Below are 924 nucleotides of genomic sequence, written 5' to 3' on the forward strand. Positions count from 1 at the left end.
CACCCCGGTACTGGGCGTGCAGACCACGGCCGTCCTCGGCGCGCTGAGCGGCGGCGGCGACCGCGAGTTAGACGATAGTCTGCGCGAGAAACTCCGGAACCGTATCCAAAAACCGCCGCAAGGCGGGGATGCCAACGACTACGTGCAATGGACCCTGGCAGCACCCGGCGGCGGTGCTACCCGCGCCTGCGTATCCAAAAACCGCCGCAAGGCGGGGATGCCAACGACTACGTGCAATGGACCCTGGCAGCACCCGGCGGCGGTGCTACCCGCGCCTGGGTCGGTCGTGGCCGAACAATTCGGAGAAGGCACCGTGGGAGTGGCCTTCGTCTGCGACGGCAATGGCGCAGGCACCGCGGTCCTTCCCTCGACCGCACAGATCGCTGCCGTGGCGACCTACATCGACACGGTTCGCCCGGTCACCGCACATGTGACGGTCTACGCACCGCTCGCCGTGCCAATCAATTTTGCAATCGCAGGATTGAGTCCCAACACCCTGGCCGTTCAACAAGCCATCGTGGCAGAGCTAGCCGACCTGCTCGCCCGCGAAGGTCAGCCTGGCGGCACGATCCTGCTCTCGCACATGCGTTCGGCGATTTCCTCTGCAGCCCAGGAGTGGGATTACGTCCTGCTCACCTCGCCCGCGAAGGTCAGCCTGGCGGCACGATCCTGCTCTCGCACATGCGTTCGGCGATTTCCTCTGCAGCCCAGGAGTGGGATTACGTCCTGCTCACGCCGACCGACCACCAACGTCGTATTGCCCAGCGGCCAGATCCCGGTCATGGGCAAGGTGGCATGGCAGTGATGCAACAGATCAACCAGCCACTGACCACCACCAACGTCGTATTGCCCAGCGGCCAGATCCCGGTCATGGGCAAGGTGGCATGGCAGTGATGCAACAGATCAACCAGCCACTGACCACCG

1 protein-coding gene is annotated in these 924 nt (G+C 64.5%); it reads left to right on the plus strand.

Annotated elements, in window-relative coordinates:
* The coding region (locus XANALMUS060_RS17215) for a baseplate J/gp47 family protein (protein WP_200894118.1) at window positions 1–805 on the plus strand (805 nt) is incomplete at its 5' end.
* Window positions 806–924 lie beyond the last annotated feature (119 nt).

Origin of the sequence: Xanthomonas sp. MUS 060 (genome assembly GCF_000963215.1) — a bacterium.
Lineage (GTDB): Bacteria > Pseudomonadota > Gammaproteobacteria > Xanthomonadales > Xanthomonadaceae > Xanthomonas_A.